This is a genomic window from Pirellulales bacterium, from assembly GCA_019694435.1.
Lineage (GTDB): Bacteria > Planctomycetota > Planctomycetia > Pirellulales > JAEUIK01 > JAIBBZ01.
This window is the reverse complement of record JAIBBZ010000086.1, coordinates 1-3436: the sequence shown is the minus strand read 5'-3', so window position 1 is coordinate 3436 and position 3436 is coordinate 1. Positions and strand designations below refer to the sequence as shown.

The window sequence follows — 3436 nt, the reverse complement described above, 5'->3', positions numbered from 1 at the left end:
CCCATGGAACTACGCGACGCGCTGGTGCAAATCGCGGAAATCCGGCGGCAGATGGCCAAGAACGACGTGTTCCGCGGCTATCGATCCGCGCCCGTCGCTTTCTCGGGCCTGATGGCCTTGGCGGCGGCCATCGCGCAAACGCGGCTGGTGGCCGATCCCTTGAACGAGTCGACGGTCTACCTGACGCTGTGGATGAGCGCGGCCGTACTGAGCGTCGCCGCGGTGGCCGCCGAAATGGCGGTCCGCATGGTTCGCACCCACGACTGGACTTACCTGGAACCCACGCGGCTGGCTGTCGAGCAGTTCCTGCCCCCGATGATCGCCGGCTTGCTGCTGACGGTCATCCTCGTGCGTCAATCGCCCGAGCACCTGGCGCTGTTGCCGGGCCTGTGGCAGGTGCTGTTCAGCCTGGGCATCTTTGCCTCGGCGCGGCTGCTGCCCAAGGCGATCTTTTTGATCGCCGGTTTCTATCTGTGCACGGGGGTGACCGTGCTCATTTGGGCGCGCGACGGCCTCTCGCTCGAACCTTGGTGCATGGGCCTGCCATTTGCCGTGGGGCAGTTCCTGGCTGCCGCGATCTTGTATTGGACCCTGGAGCGTCGAACATGAGTTCGGAACCGACCAAGCCCGTCCGATCGGTGGCTCGTTTTGCCTACGAGGGGCTCGAGCGCGTGATTCACGAGAAAGCCCGGCTCGGCATTCTGGCCTCGCTGGCTACGCATGCCGGCGCGCTGGCGTTTTCCGAGCTCAAGCAGCTGTGCGCGCTCACCGACGGCAACCTGAACCGACACCTGCAAGTGCTGCAAGACGCCGGACTGGTCGAAGTTCACAAGCAAACCAGCGCTAACCGGCCGCAAACCATCTGCCAAATGACCGCGCTGGGGCGCGAACGTTTCCTCGAGTACATCGGCGTGCTCGAAGGGGTCGTGCAAGACGCCCTCCGCGCCTCGCAGTCGCTCGCGTCGCCCTCGAATAGCGCCGGCTGGTCCCCCGCCTGATCCCCAGTCGCACCGCCAGGCATCTCGCAGCTATCCACCACCAACGCGTCGACCGCGGCCGCAGCACAGACCTTAACTTTGCAATACAAAGTGAATCCATGAATTCCTACGACGTTCTCGTGGTCGGGGCCGGGCTGGCCGGTTTGCAATGTACGCGCATCCTGGCCGGCTACGGGCTCAAAGTACTACTCGTCGACCGCAAGACGTCGCTCGCCCAGGGCATTCACACCACGGGCATCTTCGTCCGCCGTTCGCTCGAGGACTTCTCGCTCCCGGGGGCTTACCTCGGCCCGCCAATTCGCCACGTCCGGCTCTATTCACCGGCTCGCCGCGCGCTCGATCTGGTCAGCAATCACGAAGAGTTTCGCGTTGGCCGCATGGCCGAGCTTTACGAGCGCTGGCTGCGCGATTGTCGCGCCGCTGGCGCCGAGTGGCAACCGGGCGTCAGCTACCTGCGAAGCGAGCCGGCCGGTCGCGGCACGCTGGCACACTTGAGCGCGGGCGGCCGCCCTGAGTCGATCCTGGCACGCTACGTTGTGGCCGCCGATGGCGTCAATTCGCACGTGGCGCGCGATTGCGGGCTCAGCCAGAATCGTCGCTGGATTGTCGGGCTCGAAGATGTGTTCACCGGCGTGCCGCTCGATGGGCCGCCCCGGTTGCATTGTTTTCTCGACGCCGGGATCGCCCCCGGCTACATCGCCTGGGCGACACACGATGGCGAGAGCGTCCACGTGGGGGTCGGCGGCGCCGGCCGCGGCTTCCAACCCGCCGTGGCACTTGGCCGGTTTAGGACCACGTTGGCAGGTATCTTACCGCTCAGGGGGCGCACGGCCGATCAGCGCCGCGGCGGTCGCATTCCCGTGGGCGGCATCTTGCCGCGAATCGTCAACGCGCGCGCTCTGGCCCTGGGCGACGCGGCCGGCGCGGTCTCGCCATTGACGGCCGGCGGGCTCGATCCCTGTCTGCGGCTGTCCGAACTGGCCGCCAAGGTCATCTGGCGTTACCTGGCCAGCGATGACCCTGCCGAACTGACTCCTTACGACGCCGGCCAGTTTCGCAACTCGTTCCGCAAGCGATTGTTGATGCGAAGTCTTTTCCAAGCACTGGCTTACAATCCATTGCTCGAACTCGGCTGCGCGGCTCTGCGCTACTCGGCGACCAGCAGCGTCGCGCGGCGCATTTTCTTCGGGCGGGGTTCTTTTCCCGATGTATTTCATCTGGCCACGCCTCCCAACCGTGCTAATGATTCCGCAGCCGCCATAGCCAAACCGCAGCCGGCGCGGGGTGGCTAAGCCAAACTGCGTGGCGCCAAGTTCGGGGCCAATCTCAATCATTCATGCACCAAAACAATGCACATTAGTTGCCACAAGTGGGGGCGAAAACTCCACGTGTTTCATCGGCGTTTCTTTGCGCTGTTGTGAAAATTTTGGATTTTCATTTTCCATAAGGGGGGATCCGGCGTTAACATTCCCACTCGGCGCTCTTGCCCTGACATTTCAGCGCATCGCAACAGCGCTGCCAACTCTTCGTAGCGTCCCGATGTTTCTTGTTTCCTGGTGTCGTGACGGGGAACCTCCGTCGCGCGCCCACTTTCTGTAACAAGGAGAACGCTAATGCGCAGTGGGAAACGATTCTTGGCGGGTTCGATTCTGGCGGCTTGCGCAGCAATTGCCGCTTGGAGCAATCCAGCCCACGCAGCCTCGTTGACGATCGATCCGAACCAAAGCTACCTCTCGATCGTGGTCGGTGCTTATGACACAGGCCAGGATCCACCCGTGTTCGTCCCCTTCACCACGCCGCAACAACCGGGCTCGGACACCACGAATCTCAACGGCGTGCTCAATGTCAGCATCGGTAGCGACGTTACCTTCAACGGCGGCTCGATCGGCTTTGCCGACCAGGCCAATCCCATGGAGCCGCTGCCTGGCGGCGCGCTGCCCGGCTCGGCGCCGGCCAATTACGGATTGCTGATCGACTTGCAAAGCCTCGTCACGGGGCCGGCTGCCGCTCGCAACCTGATGGCCACGATCACTTCGGGCGCCACGCCGCTCGTGGGTAACCTGTTCGACGCCTCGGCCCTCACGCTGGGAGTCACTCAAGGCGTGCTCGATGTCAACCTGCAAGGCTTCACGAGCGTCGTCACGGGACTGGACATCTCGAATAACTCGGGGCCGAATTCCTCGACCGCGGGCCAACTGGACATTGTGGGCCTGACCGCCACACTCACCTTACCCGTCTACGTCGAAGCCAGCGTGCCGGTCGAAGTATCGCCCGGCTTCGTGTTGCCGCTGACGGCCATCTTTCAAGGCCAGATCGTGGCCGTGGGCGCCGTGCCCGAGCCCGGCACCGCGGTGCTGGCGGGCATTGGCCTGGTCGCTTTGGGCCTGGTGGCCCGTCGTCGCCGGTAGAAACCCGTCGTCGCCGGTAGAAACCCGTCG

General features: G+C 64.1%; 4 protein-coding genes. All 4 read left to right on the top strand.

Features of this window, described 5'->3' with window-relative positions:
• Positions 1 to 609, top strand: a 609-nt coding sequence (locus tag K1X74_23505) for a hypothetical protein (GenBank protein MBX7169319.1), incomplete at its 5' end; no start/stop codon positions are given.
• The gene (locus K1X74_23500) at positions 606 to 998 is read left to right on the top strand and encodes a transcriptional regulator (GenBank protein ID MBX7169318.1); all 393 of its coding nucleotides are present in this window, start codon (positions 606 to 608) and stop codon (positions 996 to 998) included. The genes K1X74_23505 and K1X74_23500, both read left to right, overlap by 4 nt.
• A 98-nt stretch (positions 999 to 1096) precedes the next feature.
• Positions 1097 to 2290 carry an NAD(P)/FAD-dependent oxidoreductase gene (locus tag K1X74_23495; protein MBX7169317.1) on the top strand — a complete coding sequence of 398 codons (1194 nt, stop codon included), beginning with the start codon at positions 1097 to 1099 and terminating at the stop codon, positions 2288 to 2290.
• Positions 2291 to 2611: 321 nt separating this feature from the next.
• Complete coding sequence (locus K1X74_23490) at positions 2612 to 3406, top strand: PEP-CTERM sorting domain-containing protein (protein ID MBX7169316.1); 795 nt, start codon at positions 2612 to 2614, stop codon at positions 3404 to 3406.
• The last annotated feature ends 30 nt before the right edge of the window (positions 3407 to 3436 follow it).

Coding starts and splice junctions, on each gene's coding strand:
- K1X74_23500 (MBX7169318.1), top strand. CDS start 606: ATGAGTTCGGAACCGACCAAGCCCGTCCGATCGGTGGCTCGTTTTGCC.
- K1X74_23495 (MBX7169317.1), top strand. CDS start 1,097: ATGAATTCCTACGACGTTCTCGTGGTCGGGGCCGGGCTGGCCGGTTTG.
- K1X74_23490 (MBX7169316.1), top strand. CDS start 2,612: ATGCGCAGTGGGAAACGATTCTTGGCGGGTTCGATTCTGGCGGCTTGC.